Genomic DNA, 16939 nt, shown 5'->3' on the forward strand with positions numbered 1-16939 from the left:
TATTGGATAATAGAAAAAATTTTTTGTTATTGGTGAAAAAGAAGTGAGGATAGTATATGAAGAAAAGAATTTTAATCGTAGAAGATGAAGAAAATATTCGAGAAGTATGCAAACGGTATTTAGAAAGAGAAGAATATGAAGTTTATACCGCTGTAAATGGTAAAGAAGGTTGGGATTTATTTCTTACATATCAACCAGATTTAATTATATTAGATTTGATGATGCCAAAAAAAGATGGATGGGAATTATGCGAGGAAATTCGTCAACAATCAAATGTCCCTATTATTATGTTAACTGCTAAGGGAGAGGAAAGGGATCGAATTTTAGGCTTAACAATGGGGGCAGATGATTATTTAACAAAGCCATTTTCCCCTCGTGAATTAGTATTAAGGGTTCAAATTATACTAAGAAGAGGAAGCCATGTACAAATACAAGCGAAAGAATCCTTATTGGAAGTGATAGAGTTTCCAGATTTAAAAATATATCCAAAGACAAGATATGTACTTGTTTGTAATAAGGAAGTGGAGTTAACGGTGAAAGAGTTTGAGGTACTTTATCTCATGGCAAAGCATCCAAAACAAGTATTTTCTCGCTCGCAGCTTCTTGAATTAATTTGGGATTTTGGACATGAAGGGGCATCAAACACAGTTACCGTGTTAGTGAGTCGTTTACGTGAAAAGCTCGAGAAGCATACGATAAAGAATCGTTGGATTCATACGGTTTGGGGTATAGGATATCGCTTTGAGCCAAATGCAGGAAATGAAACATGAGATTACGTATTCAATTGTTACTCATGAATCTATTAAGTACTAGTATTATGGTAATTGCTATATGGTATAGTGATACGAAAATGTTACTTGAACCGGAACAAACACGGTTATTAACAGTAATTGCATTTGTGGCATTTATTATTTCAACGTTTATTTATTGGTTAATGACACGTCCTATCATGAGATCTATACAAAATTTAATAAAATTGACGAAACAATTTAGTGATAGACACTTTGAAACGATGTATATAATTGGGCAAGAACCACGTGAGTTTAAAGAATTGGCAACAGCCTTTCAACAGATGGCAAAAAAATTAGAAGAAGGGTTTACTAAGTTAGAGGAACAGGAAAACTCTCGTAAGGAGCTAATTACCAATATCTCACACGACTTACGAACACCTATGACTAGCATGCAAATGATGATAGAAGCATTACAAGATAACCTGATTGAAGATCCTGAAATGAAAAAGCAATACTTAGCAACGGTTTTAAAAGAAATAGAAAGATTAAATGGATTAATTAACGACTTATTTGATCTTTCAAAGTTAGAGTTTGAGCAAGTAGATTTTCACCCAAGTTTCACACATTTAGATAAAGTTCTATTAGATGTATTAGAGTCACATTCTGTCTTATTAGGAAACAAACAAATCCATGTGCAATTGGATGTCCCTGATACATTACCTCGACTTTTGATTATGCCTTGTAAAATAGAAAGGGTCATAGGTAATTTATTACATAATGCAATTCGATATTCTCCTATCTCTGGAACAATTGAATTGACTGTAGTGGAAAATAAACCAACTCAACAGGTCCAATTCACTTTGCGGGATGAAGGAATGGGAATTTCTCCAAATGATCAATTACGCGTATTTGAACGTTTTTTTAGAACAGATCGATCAAGAAGTTCACAATCTGGAGGTTCCGGACTTGGATTAGCTATTGCAAAATCATTGATTGAAATGCACAAAGGGGAAATTGGTGTAAGGAATCGCGCAGATGGTAAGCAGGGAAGTGAATTTTGGTTCACTCTTCCCATCACATCAGTAAAAAAATAAGACGGCTGAAAGACTTTTGTAACATTTACGTTAGAAAAATGAAAGACCTTCTTGTTAACATACTACTACACAGTATGTTACAGGAGGTTTTTTACTTTATGAAAAGAAAATATGTATGGCTTATAGGTGGTTTGATAATTGTATTGGGGATTTTATGGTCATTGTTCCGACCAGAGAAATTATTTATTGATAAGCACGTAAATGAATCATTGCCACAAGCAGAGATACAATCAACTGAAGTAAGGCAACAAAGTGATCGAGTAATAAGGGAAGGTCAGTTTCAAAACGGTGTCCATGAAACAACTGGAACGGCAAAAATTTACCAATTAGCGGATGGAAAACGTGTTTTACGACTTTCTGATTTTGCAACATCTAATGGGCCAGATGTACGAGTTGTATTAGTTCCTACAAATCGCTTAAAAAATAATGAAGACGTGAAAAACTATCAGTATATTGAATTAGGAAAATTAAAGGGAAATAAAGGAGACCAAAACTATGAAATTCCTGAAGGGATAGATGTAAGTGAATATGGTTCGGTTTCTGTTTGGTGTAAAAGATTTAATGAAAACTTTGGTGCGGTTTATTTTAATAATTAAATATGAACTTAAAATTTCCTCTTACAGGCAAAATTCATCGGGGGAATGATAATAGTTGCAGCGGACTTAGTTGCTAAGAAGGGCACTCATAAGAGTGTTTTTTTCATATTCTTCAATTTTTGTATATTTTAGAGCTATTGGACGTTTACGGAGAGATTTTATTTAGTGTGGAAGCGTACTGTCTGTGAATAGAAGGATGAATAATATGTTACAGGAAAACATTACTCTTTTATAACTTAATTTTGAAGGAACATATACTTTTTTCATTTATCGGCTTGTAAAGAAGTATGGAAATTAAAGTTTATAATTTAAAAGTCAGCTTAAAGATGCAATAAGCAATTTGAATAATAATCTTAAGTAAATAAAAAAGAGAGAGGAGCATCGATGAGCTCTTCTCTCTTTTTAAATCTAATTAGGGTTTCCATAACTGTAAAGGGTATGGTGTAAACTGTTGGATATTACCATTTAAGTTAAGATTATAAAAAAAGAAGTTCCTTTTTTCTGAAAAATGAATATTAATACAAAATTAATGATTAATATTCAAAAATTATTTTATAGTTCATTAATTTATTACTTGCTATCTATATTAATCATTTATTACAACAGCTTTCATGTCCAAAATTAAATGTTTCAACAAAGGATAATATAAGTATCATTATAATGATTTTCCAATATAATCAATGTGTTAATGAAAGGAACTCTGTGTTATTTTTGCTTTTCTACTAACTAATACAGCTTCAAACAAAGGACACAATTGCTACATGCTAAGTGTAATCTATTACCCATTCAAGATTCTGTTTATTCAATCTTTCTAAAAATAAAAAAATATTGTACTCATAAATATACAAGCTATAATGAGGGCGTCGAGAAAGAATTTATTACCTCTAGAGAAATTATCAAACCTAGTTTTTTTGCAAAAATCCTAATGACATTGTAAGTAACCTTTTAAATTTGGACATACTGACATGATTACTCTAAGAAAGGTATGTGATCAAAAGGAAAAGTGTATTTGACACGAGAATGAAAGCGTATTCAATTAGATCTTGTTTTGAATCAGTCATTTTAGTAATTTAGATTCAACTGCAATTAAAAATAATAAATTATGGGGGTGCTTATATGAACATGAATGTAGCATCTATTAAAGAAAAAAAGGTTGTTAAATACAAAAGTTGTTTTGATGTGATTGGGCCCATAATGATAGGTCCTTCAAGTTCACATACTGCAGGTGCTTTAGCTATTGGAACAGTAGCCAATAAATTATTTCAAGGTCTTCCAAAAAAAGTCGTGGTAAGGTATTATGAATCATTTGCTGAAACCCATAAAGGTCACGGAACTGATTTTGCAATTATTGCTGGGATATTAGGATTTGCTGCCGATGACAGCAAAGTGCCAGATGCTATTGAAATAGCAGAATCTAAAGGAATTGAAATTACCTTTATTGAAGAAGCAGGTGATAGTCCTGCTGGCCATCCAAATACGGCAGATGTATATTTAGAGGATGAAAATCGAAGTATTAGAACGATGGGGATTTCGGTTGGCGGTGGATTAATTGAAATCAAACATGTTGAAATCGACGGATTTAGCTTAGACCTGCAGGGGCCATTGCCAGTTATTATTGCGATTTCTGAAAGAGCTGACTTTGAATTTGTCTTACGCAGGATCTTTAAACAATATGATGTGGAAATAAACAACTTTCATAGTTTAGAAGAAAACAGGAAATATTTATATGCATTCGCTTTGGATACGCTATTGCCTGGTAATGTCCAGGAGGAATTAGGAAATTTAAGCAATATAGCTAAGCTCATTATTCTTTAGTTACATTAAGGAGTGAAAAAATATGTATATGGCCATAAAAGAAATTGTGGATGCAGCTAATAAAAGCCAAAAGACAATTTATGAATTAGCAATTGAACAGGAAATTGAACAAACTAAATCTACTTATGAAGAAGTTTGGAGTAAAATGGAACGAAATTTAGCGACTATGCAAAATGCTATAAATAAAAGTATCGAGGGCGACGGTGTATTTTCTCCAACTGGTTTAACCGGAGGTGATGCTGTTAAAATTAAAAACTATCGAGAAAATAGGAAAACCCTTTCTGGAGATTTGATGGTGTTAGGGATCCAAAGTGCTATCGGTGTTAATGAAGTAAACGCTGCATTAGGAGCTATTTGTGCAACTCCAACAGCAGGTGCGAGTGGGACGATTCCGGGAGTCCTATTTAGTATTAAAGATACGTTGCAGTTAAGTCATGAAGATATGATTCATTTTCTATTTACTTCAGCGTTATTTGGAACGATAGTCGCAAACAACGCTTGTATTTCAGGAGCGTACGGAGGATGTCAAGCTGAAGTAGGCAGTGCCTCAGCGATGGCGGCTGCAGCTGCGGTAGAAGCTGCAGGTGGAACGCCACAGCAATCTTCTGTAGCTTTTTCGATTGCATTACAAAATTTACTCGGTTTAGTTTGTGATCCGGTCGCTGGTTTGGTAGAAATTCCTTGTGTAAAGAGAAACGCCATTGGAACGGCAAATGCTTTAGCAGCAGCGGACATCGCATTAGCCGGCGTAAACAATATCATCAATGCTGACGAAGTTATTGAAGCGATGTATAGAGTTGGAAGACAAATGCCTCGCGAATTAAGAGAGACAGGTTTAGGTGGAATTGCAGCTACACCTACAGGGATTGCCATTAAAAATAAAATCTTTGGAGAGAAACAATCAAATCAATGAACAATTACCGGATATATTGTGAAAAAGTTAACAATCTATTCTCTATTGTTCGCCTAAGGATGTCTGTATATTGGGGGAATTACTAATAAAATATACCACTATATAATTGGGATATTTTATAATTTGTAACAACCCCGTCAGGTTGATGCTTCGCCAATTTTTTGATTTTGATTAACTTAGAAGAAGGATATACGATGTGGCGCACTTTATAAGCAATTCATTTTTCAAGAACGGTCTATATTCCGATGCCTTAAATAGAGAAGTAAGAATAGAAAACTAGGAGGAATTATTATATGAATGGGAATACTGCAAAAAACATAGAATTTCAAGTTGATAATACTGCAGTAAAAAATGAGAAATATCTAGACCCTAAAAAGTGGCATAAACAGGATACTACCTGGGCATTGAGTCTATTTGGAACAGCAATTGGAGCAGGAGTACTCTTCTTACCTATTAATGCAGGTTCAGGTGGTTTATTATCATTGCTGTTAATTACCATACTTGCATATCCTGTTATGTATTATTCACATAGGGCACTTGCTAAAATGATATACGCTTCTAATTCTGCCGATGAGGGGATTACAGGTACAATAAGAGAGTATTTCGGAAATAAGGCAAGTATCATTTTTAACATAGTATATTTCGTTTCAATTTATACGATCGTGCTGATGTATTCGGTTGCACTTACAAATACTGCAAGTAGTTTTATTGTGCATCAATTGCACATGCCGGAGCCTCCAAGGGCCATTTTATCGCTTGTATTAGTACTCGGTCTTATCACTATACTAAATTTTGGTCAAGATATTACTGTAAAGATAATGAGCATGCTAGTATATCCTTTCATTGTTTCTCTACTTTTTATCGCAATATCTTTAATTCCACAGTGGAATACGTCAATGCTAAGTTTTTCAAGTGTTTCTACTGCTTCAACTGGAACAGGATATTTTGGAACAATATGGATGATACTACCAATCATCGTATTCTCGTTTAATCATTCTCCTATGATTTCGTCATTCGTTATGAAACAGAGAGCTACGTATGGAATAGATGCTACTGATGCCAAGTGTGCTCAAATACAAAAAGTTTGTTATATCATGACATTCGTTGTTGTTATGTTCTTTGTTTGGAGCAGTACTTTAAGTTTGACTCCAGATGATCTTAAGGTGGCAAAAGAACAGAACTTGTCAATCCTATCATATCTTGCTAATGAGCTTAATTCGCCAGTAATTACTATTGCGGCTCCTATCATTGCGTTTGTGGCTATTACAAAGTCTTTCCTTGGCCATTATATAGGAGCGTATGAGGTAATGCGTGACATGATTATTAAGTCCGGTAAAAAACGTGGGAAAGATTTAGGAGAGAAAACAGTTAAGACAATGATTCTTACTTTTGTCGTATTAACATGCTGGTATGTTGCTTATACAAATCCAAGTATTCTTGGAATCATTGATGCCCTTAGCGGTCCGTTAGTTGCTGCTATCTTATGTCTATTACCGATGTATGCAATCAATAAAGTACCAGTACTGGCTAAATACAAAGGGAAAATGAGTAATGTATTTGTAATTGTTATAGGAATACTTACTGTTCTAGCAAGTATTAAGTCATTATTCTAAGTCTCTATTGTTCGTTCGGATGCAAAAATAGTAGGATATGAAAAGAGAATAAAAGACTTTTAGCGGAACTGAATTATATATTGTTAAACCATAGAGTTTATGGTTTTGGACAAACTATTCACCTTGGATAGTTTGTCCTTTTTTGATTATATGTATAACTTCTATTGCAGCATTTTTTTTAAGCTGTTTGTAATGATTTTAATCCAAGCATTTGAGGGCGCCTAACCATGTGCATCAAGCTAATATTTTAAAGTATCTCACATCTGTTTTCTTAGGTTAATGGGAATGGGCCGGTACCCCATGTATGGCGAACAACTAAACTGGCTTCCTTATATCCTATGTCCGAAGCCAGTTCATCTCTCACATACTCACTTCGCGTTCCTTGAGGAAGGAATCTTCTTGGCTAGATTTATAAACTTAACTTATTGAGCTTAGGGTGATACTCCCGTTACAATTTTGATAGTTCATTGACCACACTTTCTAAAAATTGCTCTACCTTTTCTTTTGTAGTATCTGGCGAATGATAACCAATTGTAAATGTAAGTCTCCCATTATAAGAGCTTGCCCCCATTGTAAAGAATGGTGCATACATAATTGGTGATGTTATATACCCGTCCTGAGCTTGAACTTCACCAAACTTAATAGGTTCATCAGCTATCGATCCGAAATTAGTAAGTAACGGTAAAGCCATTCCCATTTGTAAAGCCCATTCATATTGCTGTTTATACATTTCCTTAACTTCAGATAGCTTTTTACTTGCCAGTAACTCCATTCCTGCGGCTGAAGAAAGACCTGGATTTTGAGATTTTATTGTATCCATTGATTCTTTGACTCGAACTAGAGTTTGATTAAATGAGTCATCATTTTCCATTTTAATCACTGGCATTTCCATCCCGGATAAGTTGCAAATTGAACCAGTTGTATGATTAGGGAGATATCGGCGTAAATCAATTGTTAAACCAACCATTTTTTCTGCGGTACGAGGTTCTGCATACACAGCGAAATGTGATAAAGAGCGGAAGTATGCAGTCAGGATTGCATCATTTAAGGTAGCTTGTTGTGCCTTTGTCCATAGGGTTAAACGTAGAGTTTGCTCACGGCTTAACCGTCGCACAGCCATTTTTGGATAAGTATTTTTGTTAGGTTGAGATGGAAAAGACCATAATGCTGCTTGTTGTTCTTGGCTGGGACGATACGCACTTTTTATGTCTGTTATTCCAGTATATTTGAATACAGGTGATTGATCGCGAAAACCCTCATTTTTTGCATTAAATCTCTTTATAATTTCATCCTTAGACTGTCCCAGAGAAAGGTGAGTATAAATTGCTCCCAGCAAATTAATATATTCCTTGACTCCAGCACCATCTGAACAAAGATGAGATAATTTAACAACTAATATATTTGTTGAAGTGCCTCGTAATAATTTTGTCTGAACCATAGGCCCTTGAATAGGATCTCCAGATTCCTTTATAAAATCTATTGCCATCACTTCAAGATTTTGATCATCTCCTTCTGCAAAAAAACAAATTGGTGAGTTAGTACTAGATGAATGTTCCTCCCAGTAAGGCATATCACTTTCTACAAAACGGCTGTTTAAAACGGGCTGTAATTGTAACGTTATTCTTACTGATTGTTCAAGTACTTTTTTTGATATACCTATAGGAAAATAAAGAACGGCATTAATTTGTTGATTTGCGGAATAAAGACCAAGTATATAATTCATTCGATCTTGAGGTGTTACTGAATATTTCCTTTGTTCCATAATTTTCTCCCTCTTTTCAAGCTATTTTTGGTTACAATCTTGTTTTTCATAGGGTTGTAACTTTTTTAAAGGATCCATATTGTTTTATTTTCAATTTTTTAGTATTTCACTTATGAAAGTATGATTTCTGTATTGGTTCATGTTGTTATTGGTATTAATAATATTCATCAATTTTGTTTGGTTTTTGTATAAAAAGTAGATAAATTGTATTTTCGTTTGATTATATATAAACATTTTACATAAATGTTTGTGTATAATCTACAAAAAATAATCGAGTCATTTTTATCTTTTTTCGACAGTATCTCCCATCTATTTACTAACGCTATCCCAACATCAAACAAATTAAGGAGAGGGTCTTCTGACATAAAATATACACGTTGTAACTTCTAATCTTACAATATTGTAAGATTAGAAGTTAGATAGAAGTCATTAACTTATGAAAAAATCACATCTATAATCCAGATATAAATCATTAATTAAAGGAGTATTCTAGTAAAAAAAATTATAAGTTATGTGGTGGTTATTGCTATTTTTATAGGAGTAGGATTAGGAGTAAAACGTTATGTGCAAGGTCCAGGACAACCAATCGATGGGATTCTAGTTAGTGGTACTGCAGCTGATATAGAAAAAGTCAAACAAGAATTTAAAGATGATATTAAACAATCTAATGAAGTAAATATAAAAGTAATACAAACAAAAAGCGAATATAGATAAAAATTTTTTGATACATTTATGAGTATGAAAATTTATTTATATAAAAAATTAGATGTGGTTAGGTTATAAGAAAAAATCCAATAACTTCAATTTTAAAAAGATAAAAAAAGAGCGGAAATACGCTCTTTTTTTATTTACCTTACTATTTTTAGGAGGTTAGTATGAATAAGATATGGATAAAGGGTGAATAGCATTTTTATTGATGAAATTTCATTAAATATTCTTGTGGAATATATGTGAAACATTGTATAGAATAAGCAAGAATGCCAAAAATTATAGGGGGAAAGTTGTGAAGAAAAATAAGAGTTTAATAAATTTTTTAGGAGTGTTTATTATGTTGTTTTCTTTTTGTTTTCAAGGAAATGTACAGGCAGATGTAAATACTGTTCAATCTGGAAAAATAAAATCAGGAAACGTAACGGTATGGGAAGTTGGAAATGTAGCGAAAGTTTTAGCTGATGTAGAGCGCTTAAATTTAAATACAGTAAATGTACCGATTCAGGTAGATATTCCGAATGTAACTTCTACGAACATGGTAATTAATCAAGCGCAAAAGCAACAGGCTATTCTTTTAATTCAAGAATTATTAAAGCGTAATATTCAAGTTATTGTGGAACCGTTCCCATATATTCAGCAAGGAAATGTTGGGGAAACGGAATGGAATCCGAGTAATATTAATGATTTCTTCTGGAATTGGAAAACGGTTATTCTACAAGATATTTTTAATTCGATTACAAGTAAATACAATGTGTACGGGCTCAAGATTGCCTCTAATTTCGTGAATATGGAATATGCAGAAGGATATTGGAGCGATACGATTGATTTCGTCCGTCAGCAATATAAAGGAAATGTTTTGTATCAAATGAATTGGTGGTTAACAGCAAGCTTTGATCCATCTTATGAAGCGAAGTTTATAGAAAAAATAAATCGTCCATATTTAAAAAAGGTGGATATTGTTAGTATTGATAGTTGGTTTGAAGTTTCAGGAAAAAGAAATCCATCATACGAAGAAGTGAAGCAAAGTTTATTTGCCACAACAGTATATAATCGTGGGCAAAATGTTGTGCAGCAGTTAGAACAATTACATAATGCAACAGGAAAACCGGTTTATTTTGGTGGATTTAACGTTCCAGCACGTGAACTTGGACTACAAAATCCGTGGAATCCAGATGTATCTAATGTGTTTTCAAAGGACGTACAATTAAACGGATGGCGTGCTTACCGAGATATATTAGAAACGAAACCGTATTTTAAAGGTTTTTCAATTTGGTTTATTGGCTCTCATAATAGTACGCATGCGTATCAAATACATAGTAAAGAAGCAGAGGCAGTTATTAACGGCTGGTACCGAAAATAATTTTTATTAAATAGGTAAGTTTTGAATTTTACCACATATATTTCTAGTGAAAGGCCTTTCACCATCTTATCACCTAGGGGGCAATCATAATGAAATTTTTGTCTTACCTTACAGTAATTTTGGTGATTCTTGGCGGTTTGAATTGGTTGTTTGTAGCGTTAGATTACAATGTAGTTGAGAAATGGTTTGGTTCTATGCCGGCGCTTGTGGACACTATTTATTGGCTCATTGGTCTTTCTGCTATTTATCAAATTTTTGATCGGTTCTTCACGGACAATTAGCAATTATACTTTATTACTAGAGTGTTAAGTACGATTATGTACTTAACACTTTTTTGTATGTTTATAAAAAGTAGTTTGCACATGCGAGCGATTCCATTGCGTCTTACGCCGTAATAATAGAAAACAAATTGACCACGTATTATATTTTAGGTTATAATTCAGAAAGTTTAAAAATTAATAAAAATAAGAAATAGGGAGGTTATCAGGGTGATGGAGAGAGTATATAATTTTTCAGCTGGACCATCAATACTCCCTTTGCCAGTTTTAGAGAAAGTGCAAAAGGAGCTTGTAAATTATAACGGGACAGGCATGTCTATTATGGAAATGAGTCATCGATCTTCTTATTTTCAAAGTATTATAGATGAAGCAAGTAGCCTAATTCGTGAATTAATGAACATTCCTGATGAGTATGAAGTACTGTTTTTACAAGGCGGTGCGTCATTACAATTCTCTATGATACCGTTAAATGTAATGAATACGTACAAAAAAGCAGGGTACGTATTAACTGGCTCATGGTCTAAAAAGGCGATGCAAGAAGCTGAAAAAATAGGGGAAGTACAAGTGCTTGCTTCTTCTGAAAAAGAGAAGTTTACTACAATTCCTAAACTGGATGGTTTACCAAATGATGAAAAACTAGATTATGTACATATTACAACGAACAATACAATTGAGGGTACGAAATATGTGGACATTCCACGTTTAGATAGAGTACCGCTCGTTGCGGATATGTCCTCAAATATTTTATCAGAACAATATGATGTTACGAAGTTCGGCCTTATATATGCGGGAGCGCAAAAGAATTTAGGACCAGCGGGCTTAACGATTGCAATTATAAAAAGAGATTTAATTGGGGGAGCAGATCGCTCTTGTCCTACAATGTTAAACTATGAAACTTACAGCAAAAATAACTCCTTATATAATACACCGCCATCCTTTAGTATTTACGTAACGAAACTTGTACTAGAGTGGTTGAAAGAGCAAGGCGGGGTATCTGCGATTGAAGAACAGAATAGAATGAAATCTTCACTTCTTTACAATTTCTTAGATGAATCAAAATTGTTTACTTCACCAGTTGATCCTACGTATCGATCACTTATGAACATTCCGTTTACAACACCGTTAGAAGAGCTGAACAATGAGTTTTTACAAAAAGCGAAAGAACGCGGCCTTGTTACGTTAAAAGGGCATCGCTCAGTCGGTGGTATGCGTGCAAGTATTTACAATGCGATGCCAGTACACGGTGTACAGCAATTAGTAAATTATATGAAGGAATTTGAGCTTGAGAATAGATAGGGAGATGGGGATATGTTTCGTGTTCAAACGTTAAATCAAATTGCGGAAAAGGGTTTGCAAGTACTTAGCGGAGAGCGTTATGAAGTAGGGGATAGAATGGACCACCCAGATGGTATTTTACTTCGTAGCTATTCTTTACACCAAGAAGAATTTTCAAAAGACTTAAAGGCGATTGCAAGAGCTGGTGCTGGTGTAAATAATATTCCTGTCGAGCGATGTACAGAAAAAGGGATTGTAGTATTTAATACACCAGGAGCGAATGCCAATGCAGTAAAGGAACTTATTATCGCCAGCCTTATTATGTCTTCACGTAACATTATTAACGGTGTAAGCTGGACGAAAAATTTAGAGGGTGAAGAAGTACCGCAGCTTGTTGAATCAGGAAAAAAACAATTCGTTGGATCAGAAATTGCAGGGAAACGTCTAGGTGTAATTGGCCTCGGCGCAATCGGTGCTTTAGTTGCGAACGATGCGTTAGCTTTAGGGATGGACGTTGTCGGATATGATCCTTACATTTCAGTTGAAACAGCATGGCGCCTTTCTACACATGTACAAAGAGCATTTAGTTTAGATGAAATTTTCGCAACATGTGATTATATTACACTTCATATTCCTCTTACGAATCAAACGAAGGGGATTATTGGTGAACACGCTGTAGAGAAGATGAAAAAAGGTATGCGTTTATTCAATTTCTCTAGAGGAGAACTTGTAGATGAAAATGTTCTTCAAAAAGCGTTAGAAGAAGATGTTATTACGCATTACGTAACAGACTTCCCGAATGAAAATGTGATAAAGATGAAAAATGTAACAGCGACGCCTCACCTTGGTGCATCTACATCTGAATCAGAAGAAAATTGTGCAATCATGGCAGCGCGCCAATTACGTGAATATTTAGAGACAGGAAATATTCGTAATTCAGTAAACTATCCAAACGTCGAACTCCCTTATATCGGAAAGAAACGTATTACAATCATGCATCAAAACGTTCCGAACATGGTAGGACAAATTACAGGATGTTTAGCAGAACATCATATTAATATTGCGGATATGATTAATCGTAGTAAACATTCTTGGGCGTATACAATGATTGATATTGATAACGGAATTGATGATATAATAAAAGAGAACATTGTGGAAAATATAAGCAAAATTACAGGTGTTGTAGCCGTTCGAATGATTGTGTAAAGGAGAGAGGAAAACTTGGCAAAAATCCGACCGTTTCGGGCCATTCGTCCAGTAGAAGAAAAAGCAGCGGAAGTTGCAGCTTTACCGTATGACGTATTAAATAGTAAAGAGGCAAGAGAGGTTGTAAAAGGGAATCCGTATTCTTTCTTACACGTTGATAAAGCAGAAATTGATTTAGACCCGGCACTTTCACCGTACGATGATCGTGTATATGAAAAAGCGGGTGAAAATTTAAATCGATTTATACGAGAAGAAGTATTCATACAAGATGAAGAGCCATCACTGTACATTTATGAACTGACGATGGAAGGAAGAACGCAGTCAGGTCTTGTCGTTTGTACATCTATTGATGAGTATGAAGATGATACAATTAAAAAACATGAAAGAACGCGTCACGAAAAAGAATTAGATCGTATTCGCCACGTAGATGTGTGTGATGCAAATACGGGGCCTATCTTTTTAACGTATCGTACGAAAGAAGATGTGAAACGTATCATTGCAAGCTGGAAAGAAGAGCATGCGCCAATCTATACATTTACAGCAGAAGATGGCGTGGAGCATGTTGCCTGGAAAATAGTTGATGAGGATGTAATTGCTACTTTAGTAAACGCATTTGAAGATATTTCTAATCTTTATATTGCAGATGGGCATCATCGCTCAGCATCAGCAGCAAAAGTAGGGCTCATGCGAAGAGAACAATATCCGAATTACACAGGAGAAGAAGAGTTTAATTTCTTCCTATCTGTATTATTCCCTCACGATGAATTATCCATTTGGGACTATAACCGAGTTGTAAAAGACTTAAACGGCTTATCAGAAGAACAGTTTTTAAAGCAAATTGCACAATACTTTTATGTAGAAGAAGCAGCTGTTTCTCCGTATAAACCAAATGAGCCAAAAACATTTGGTATGTATGTAAACGAGAAATGGTATAAACTCACAGTGAAAGAGGAAACGTTTGATGCGAATGATCTCGTTAAAGGTTTAGATGTATCTATTCTGCAAGATCATTTATTAAGCCAAGTACTTGAAATACACGACCCGCGATCTGATTCACGCATTGACTTTGTCGGAGGAATCCGCGGATTAGAAGAACTAGAACGCCTTGTAAATAGCGGTGAATATAAAGCAGCGTTTTCATTATATCCGACATCAATGGAAGCTTTACTATCAATCGCAGACGCTGGAGAAATTATGCCGCCGAAGTCAACGTGGTTTGAACCGAAACTGCGTAGTGGGTTGTTTGTACATTCTTTAAAGTAAATATAGACTTCTTTAGATTGAAAAACCGAAATGATTATAGTTTCGGTTTTTCTTATTTATAAAGTGTTTTTGAGGAGGGGTATAGATGAAATTGCAAGTAGGCGAAAAAATCACCTTTGAGCGAACTTTTACGAAAGAGGATGTTGTTTTATTTACGGAAGTATCGAAAGATGAAGGTGTTCATCATGTTACACCAGATGAGCAGGGGAGATTTGTTGTACAAGGACTGTTAACATCAACGTTGCCTACAAAAATTGGCGGTGATTATAACGTACTAGCTCGCAAGATGGATTTTGAATTTGTACGTCCTGTTTTTAGCGGTGATACGATTCGTTGTGACGTAACTATTGAACAATTTGAGCCCGATGAAAAAAATCGTACAAAAATTATTGCGATGTTTATATGTAGGAATCAACTTGAAAAAGAAGTTATGCAGGGGAGTTTTTCTGGGATTATTCTTTAGTTAGTAGGAAAAGTAATGAATAGGTGGGGGGCACATGCCTCTCGGGCTTAGATTTTTAATTCCCCCCATAACGAAAATTTTATGTATCGTTGAATACTGATAATAAGACGTTATGTAATATACTCTGTTCTTTTCGTAACTAATAGAAGAATAGTTGAATAAGCTTGTCAACAAAAAAAGGACATTCCTAGTATTACAAGAAATGTCCTTTCCACTAAATTATAGGATATTTTGCTGAAATTCAAACTCTAAAATCAGTTTACTGGTTTGACCTGTAAACTGATAATTATAGGACCCTCTCAGATTTTCTAAGTTACCAGTAGCTTTAATAATTGTTCCTGGGGAATTTAGATTTCCTTTATCGAATATTCCTTGCTCTATAGCTGTAAATGTCCCTTGTTGCCCCTTATAAATTCCTTCAAAGTGTAAAAATCCAGAAATTTTAGCAGTAGCCAAGTGACCATCATTTATATTTGAGTCTAAATAATATAATAAGTATTCAACAAAAGCTTTTCCTTTTAATTCACCATCAATATCATATTCAACATGGGCAATATTAATAGGGAAATCTTTTCTAGTATCATCAATTAGTTTTTCATCCCATTTACTTACTGTAAATGTTGCTTCCATACACGTAAATCCCCCTTTATCATTAGATAAGTAATCTCCCTAAAATGAAAAAATACGCTATTCTTCCTGTAGGATCAGGAAAACATAATTATAAAACTTATGGCTATACTTATTTAAAGTTTTCCTTTATTCCACGCCACTCTCTAAAATAGAGAAAGCCCCATTTTCACAATCAATTTCTGCCATCGCACCGTAAGGTAAAATAAACTTCGGCTCGGTATGACCAAAATTTAAATTATAAAGAATCGGCAAATCTTCTAAGTTATGTTCTTTCATAACTTGCAGTATTTCATGTTTATATTCTTCATAATACATTTCGTCTTTTGGTTTACCAAAGATGATACCCTTTGCTTTTTGGAGAATGCCTTGCGCTGCGTAATTTCGTAACCAATACTTTATATAGCTTGGTTCTGGATGGTCTTCAGAAGTTTCAAAGAAAAGGATACTATTTTCCCAATGTTTTTTCTCAGGCCAAAGCTCCGTTCCTTTTGCAAATTCCAAGACTTCTATACAACCACCAATTAAGCGGCCTTGTACGGTAGTAGAGCCTTGAAGTAGTTCATAGCCATTGTTTTGTTGCATCGTACGCCTTGTATCTTTATTTACCTCTATCCATTCTAAACGCTCACTCGTCCATTCATGAGCTGGTTGAATCTCGCCAATTGTCTCATTTGAAAAGAGAGTCCGATTTACCATTTCAACTGTATATGGATCCATCTCTACATTTTCGGCAAAATCAGTTAAAATTGCTGGACCGTAAAAAGAGGAAACTCCTGCTTTATGACAAAACAAGTGTGAAACGGTAACGTCAGAGTACCCCATAAAAATTTTCGGATTTTCACGTATTACATTAAAATCTATATAAGGAAGTAAGCGGATGCTATCTTCACCGCCAATATTCGCAATAATTGCTTTCACGCGCGTATCTTTAAAAGCTGTCATTAAATCTTCCGCACGAGCCTGTGGATTGTTATAAATGAATTCGCTACCTTTTAAACTATTTGGCATTGGGATAACCGTAAGACTGAAAACTTCTTCTAATCTCTTTACCCCTTGTTCATAACGCCATCTTATCTCAGAATCACCTGCGCCTCCCCATGAAGGGCTTACTGTTGCCACGATATCACCTGGCTGTAATCTTTTTGGTTTCTTTAACATGTTAACTCCGCTCCTACATAATGTAATAGACTACGACTATACATGTAGCTTTGAAAAAATATGATGCATCA

16 protein-coding genes are annotated in these 16939 nt (G+C 34.6%); 13 read left to right on the forward strand and 3 right to left on the reverse strand.

Annotated elements, in window-relative coordinates; all coding sequences use genetic code 11:
- Positions 1 to 56: 56 nt before the first annotated feature.
- From DM800_RS25230 to DM800_RS25255, 6 genes are all read left to right on the forward strand, one after another.
- Positions 57 to 770, forward strand: a complete 714-nt coding sequence (locus DM800_RS25230; RefSeq protein WP_147787878.1) for a response regulator transcription factor — start codon at positions 57 to 59, stop codon at positions 768 to 770.
- The gene (locus tag DM800_RS25235) at positions 767 to 1825 is read left to right on the forward strand and encodes a sensor histidine kinase (RefSeq protein ID WP_137015031.1); all 1059 of its coding nucleotides are present in this window, start codon (positions 767 to 769) and stop codon (positions 1823 to 1825) included. The genes DM800_RS25230 and DM800_RS25235 overlap by 4 nt, the downstream gene beginning before the upstream one ends.
- Positions 1826 to 1923: 98 nt before the next feature.
- Positions 1924 to 2421: a DM13 domain-containing protein gene (locus DM800_RS25240; protein WP_002017161.1), complete on the forward strand. Its 498-nt coding sequence runs from the start codon at positions 1924 to 1926 to the stop codon at positions 2419 to 2421.
- Between the two features lie 1116 nt (positions 2422 to 3537).
- Positions 3538 to 4236 carry an L-serine ammonia-lyase, iron-sulfur-dependent subunit beta gene (gene sdaAB / locus DM800_RS25245; RefSeq protein WP_033716175.1) on the forward strand — a complete coding sequence of 233 codons (699 nt, stop codon included), beginning with the start codon at positions 3538 to 3540 and terminating at the stop codon, positions 4234 to 4236.
- A 22-nt stretch (positions 4237 to 4258) separates the two neighbouring features.
- Positions 4259 to 5149 (forward strand): L-serine ammonia-lyase, iron-sulfur-dependent, subunit alpha, encoded by an 891-nt coding sequence (gene sdaAA / locus DM800_RS25250; protein ID WP_002128063.1) that lies wholly within the window; start codon positions 4259 to 4261, stop codon positions 5147 to 5149.
- 293 nt (positions 5150 to 5442) lie between these two features.
- A complete protein-coding gene (locus tag DM800_RS25255) occupies positions 5443 to 6762 on the forward strand; it encodes an aromatic amino acid transport family protein (RefSeq protein WP_088063991.1) in 1320 nt (439 codons plus the stop codon).
- A 448-nt stretch (positions 6763 to 7210) separates the two neighbouring features.
- Here the strand turns inward: DM800_RS25255 and DM800_RS25260 are convergent, their stop codons facing one another.
- Positions 7211 to 8524 (reverse strand): condensation protein, encoded by a 1314-nt coding sequence (locus DM800_RS25260; protein WP_088063990.1) that lies wholly within the window; start codon positions 8522 to 8524, stop codon positions 7211 to 7213.
- A gap of 516 nt (positions 8525 to 9040) precedes the next feature.
- On the opposite strand from DM800_RS25260, the gene DM800_RS25265 reads away from it, so the two are divergent.
- The 7 genes from DM800_RS25265 to DM800_RS25295 all read left to right on the forward strand — a co-directional run bounded on the left by DM800_RS25265 (position 9041) and on the right by DM800_RS25295 (position 15080).
- Positions 9041 to 9238, forward strand: coding sequence for a hypothetical protein (locus DM800_RS25265; protein WP_255447050.1), 198 nt, complete (start codon positions 9041 to 9043; stop codon positions 9236 to 9238).
- 289 nt (positions 9239 to 9527) lie between these two features.
- Complete coding sequence (locus DM800_RS25270) at positions 9528 to 10595, forward strand: glycoside hydrolase family 113 (RefSeq protein ID WP_147787879.1); 1068 nt, start codon at positions 9528 to 9530, stop codon at positions 10593 to 10595.
- A gap of 89 nt (positions 10596 to 10684) precedes the next feature.
- The gene (locus DM800_RS25275) at positions 10685 to 10876 is read left to right on the forward strand and encodes a DUF378 domain-containing protein (RefSeq protein ID WP_000670803.1); all 192 of its coding nucleotides are present in this window, start codon (positions 10685 to 10687) and stop codon (positions 10874 to 10876) included.
- 210 nt (positions 10877 to 11086) lie between these two features.
- A complete protein-coding gene (gene serC, locus DM800_RS25280) occupies positions 11087 to 12169 on the forward strand; it encodes a 3-phosphoserine/phosphohydroxythreonine transaminase (RefSeq protein ID WP_147787880.1) in 1083 nt (360 codons plus the stop codon).
- A gap of 12 nt (positions 12170 to 12181) precedes the next feature.
- A complete protein-coding gene (locus tag DM800_RS25285; RefSeq protein ID WP_087984206.1) occupies positions 12182 to 13354 on the forward strand; it encodes a 3-phosphoglycerate dehydrogenase family protein in 1173 nt (390 codons plus the stop codon).
- Between the two features lie 15 nt (positions 13355 to 13369).
- Positions 13370 to 14617, forward strand: coding sequence for a DUF1015 domain-containing protein (locus DM800_RS25290; protein WP_147787881.1), 1248 nt, complete (start codon positions 13370 to 13372; stop codon positions 14615 to 14617).
- Positions 14618 to 14702: 85 nt separating this feature from the next.
- On the forward strand, positions 14703 to 15080 hold the full coding sequence (locus DM800_RS25295) for a hotdog family protein (protein WP_048544764.1): 378 nt from the start codon (positions 14703 to 14705) through the stop codon (positions 15078 to 15080).
- A gap of 219 nt (positions 15081 to 15299) precedes the next feature.
- Here DM800_RS25295 and DM800_RS25300 read toward each other — a convergent pair whose 3' ends face one another.
- Together DM800_RS25300 and DM800_RS25305 are read right to left on the reverse strand one after the other, a co-directional pair.
- Complete coding sequence (locus DM800_RS25300) at positions 15300 to 15710, reverse strand: DUF3224 domain-containing protein (RefSeq protein ID WP_088063988.1); 411 nt, start codon at positions 15708 to 15710, stop codon at positions 15300 to 15302.
- A gap of 126 nt (positions 15711 to 15836) precedes the next feature.
- On the reverse strand, positions 15837 to 16868 hold the full coding sequence (locus DM800_RS25305) for a S66 family peptidase (protein ID WP_147787882.1): 1032 nt from the start codon (positions 16866 to 16868) through the stop codon (positions 15837 to 15839).
- Positions 16869 to 16939: the final 71 nt, after the last annotated feature.

The sequence above is a fragment of the Bacillus sp. AY18-3 genome, from assembly GCF_008042305.1.
GTDB classification, from domain to species: Bacteria; Bacillota; Bacilli; order Bacillales; family Bacillaceae_G; genus Bacillus_A; species Bacillus_A wiedmannii.

What these genes read in the sequence shown, in the direction of transcription:
- DM800_RS25230 (WP_147787878.1), top strand. Translation starts at nt 57, where the DNA reads ATGAAGAAAAGAATTTTAATCGTAGAAGATGAAGAAAATATTCGAGAA.
- DM800_RS25235 (WP_137015031.1), top strand. Translation starts at nt 767, where the DNA reads ATGAGATTACGTATTCAATTGTTACTCATGAATCTATTAAGTACTAGT.
- DM800_RS25240 (WP_002017161.1), top strand. Translation starts at nt 1,924, where the DNA reads ATGAAAAGAAAATATGTATGGCTTATAGGTGGTTTGATAATTGTATTG.
- sdaAB (WP_033716175.1), top strand. Translation starts at nt 3,538, where the DNA reads ATGAACATGAATGTAGCATCTATTAAAGAAAAAAAGGTTGTTAAATAC.
- sdaAA (WP_002128063.1), top strand. Translation starts at nt 4,259, where the DNA reads ATGTATATGGCCATAAAAGAAATTGTGGATGCAGCTAATAAAAGCCAA.
- DM800_RS25255 (WP_088063991.1), top strand. Translation starts at nt 5,443, where the DNA reads ATGAATGGGAATACTGCAAAAAACATAGAATTTCAAGTTGATAATACT.
- DM800_RS25260 (WP_088063990.1), bottom strand. Translation starts at nt 8,524, where the DNA reads ATGGAACAAAGGAAATATTCAGTAACACCTCAAGATCGAATGAATTAT.
- DM800_RS25275 (WP_000670803.1), top strand. Translation starts at nt 10,685, where the DNA reads ATGAAATTTTTGTCTTACCTTACAGTAATTTTGGTGATTCTTGGCGGT.
- serC (WP_147787880.1), top strand. Translation starts at nt 11,087, where the DNA reads ATGGAGAGAGTATATAATTTTTCAGCTGGACCATCAATACTCCCTTTG.
- DM800_RS25285 (WP_087984206.1), top strand. Translation starts at nt 12,182, where the DNA reads ATGTTTCGTGTTCAAACGTTAAATCAAATTGCGGAAAAGGGTTTGCAA.
- DM800_RS25295 (WP_048544764.1), top strand. Translation starts at nt 14,703, where the DNA reads ATGAAATTGCAAGTAGGCGAAAAAATCACCTTTGAGCGAACTTTTACG.
- DM800_RS25300 (WP_088063988.1), bottom strand. Translation starts at nt 15,710, where the DNA reads ATGGAAGCAACATTTACAGTAAGTAAATGGGATGAAAAACTAATTGAT.
- DM800_RS25305 (WP_147787882.1), bottom strand. Translation starts at nt 16,868, where the DNA reads ATGTTAAAGAAACCAAAAAGATTACAGCCAGGTGATATCGTGGCAACA.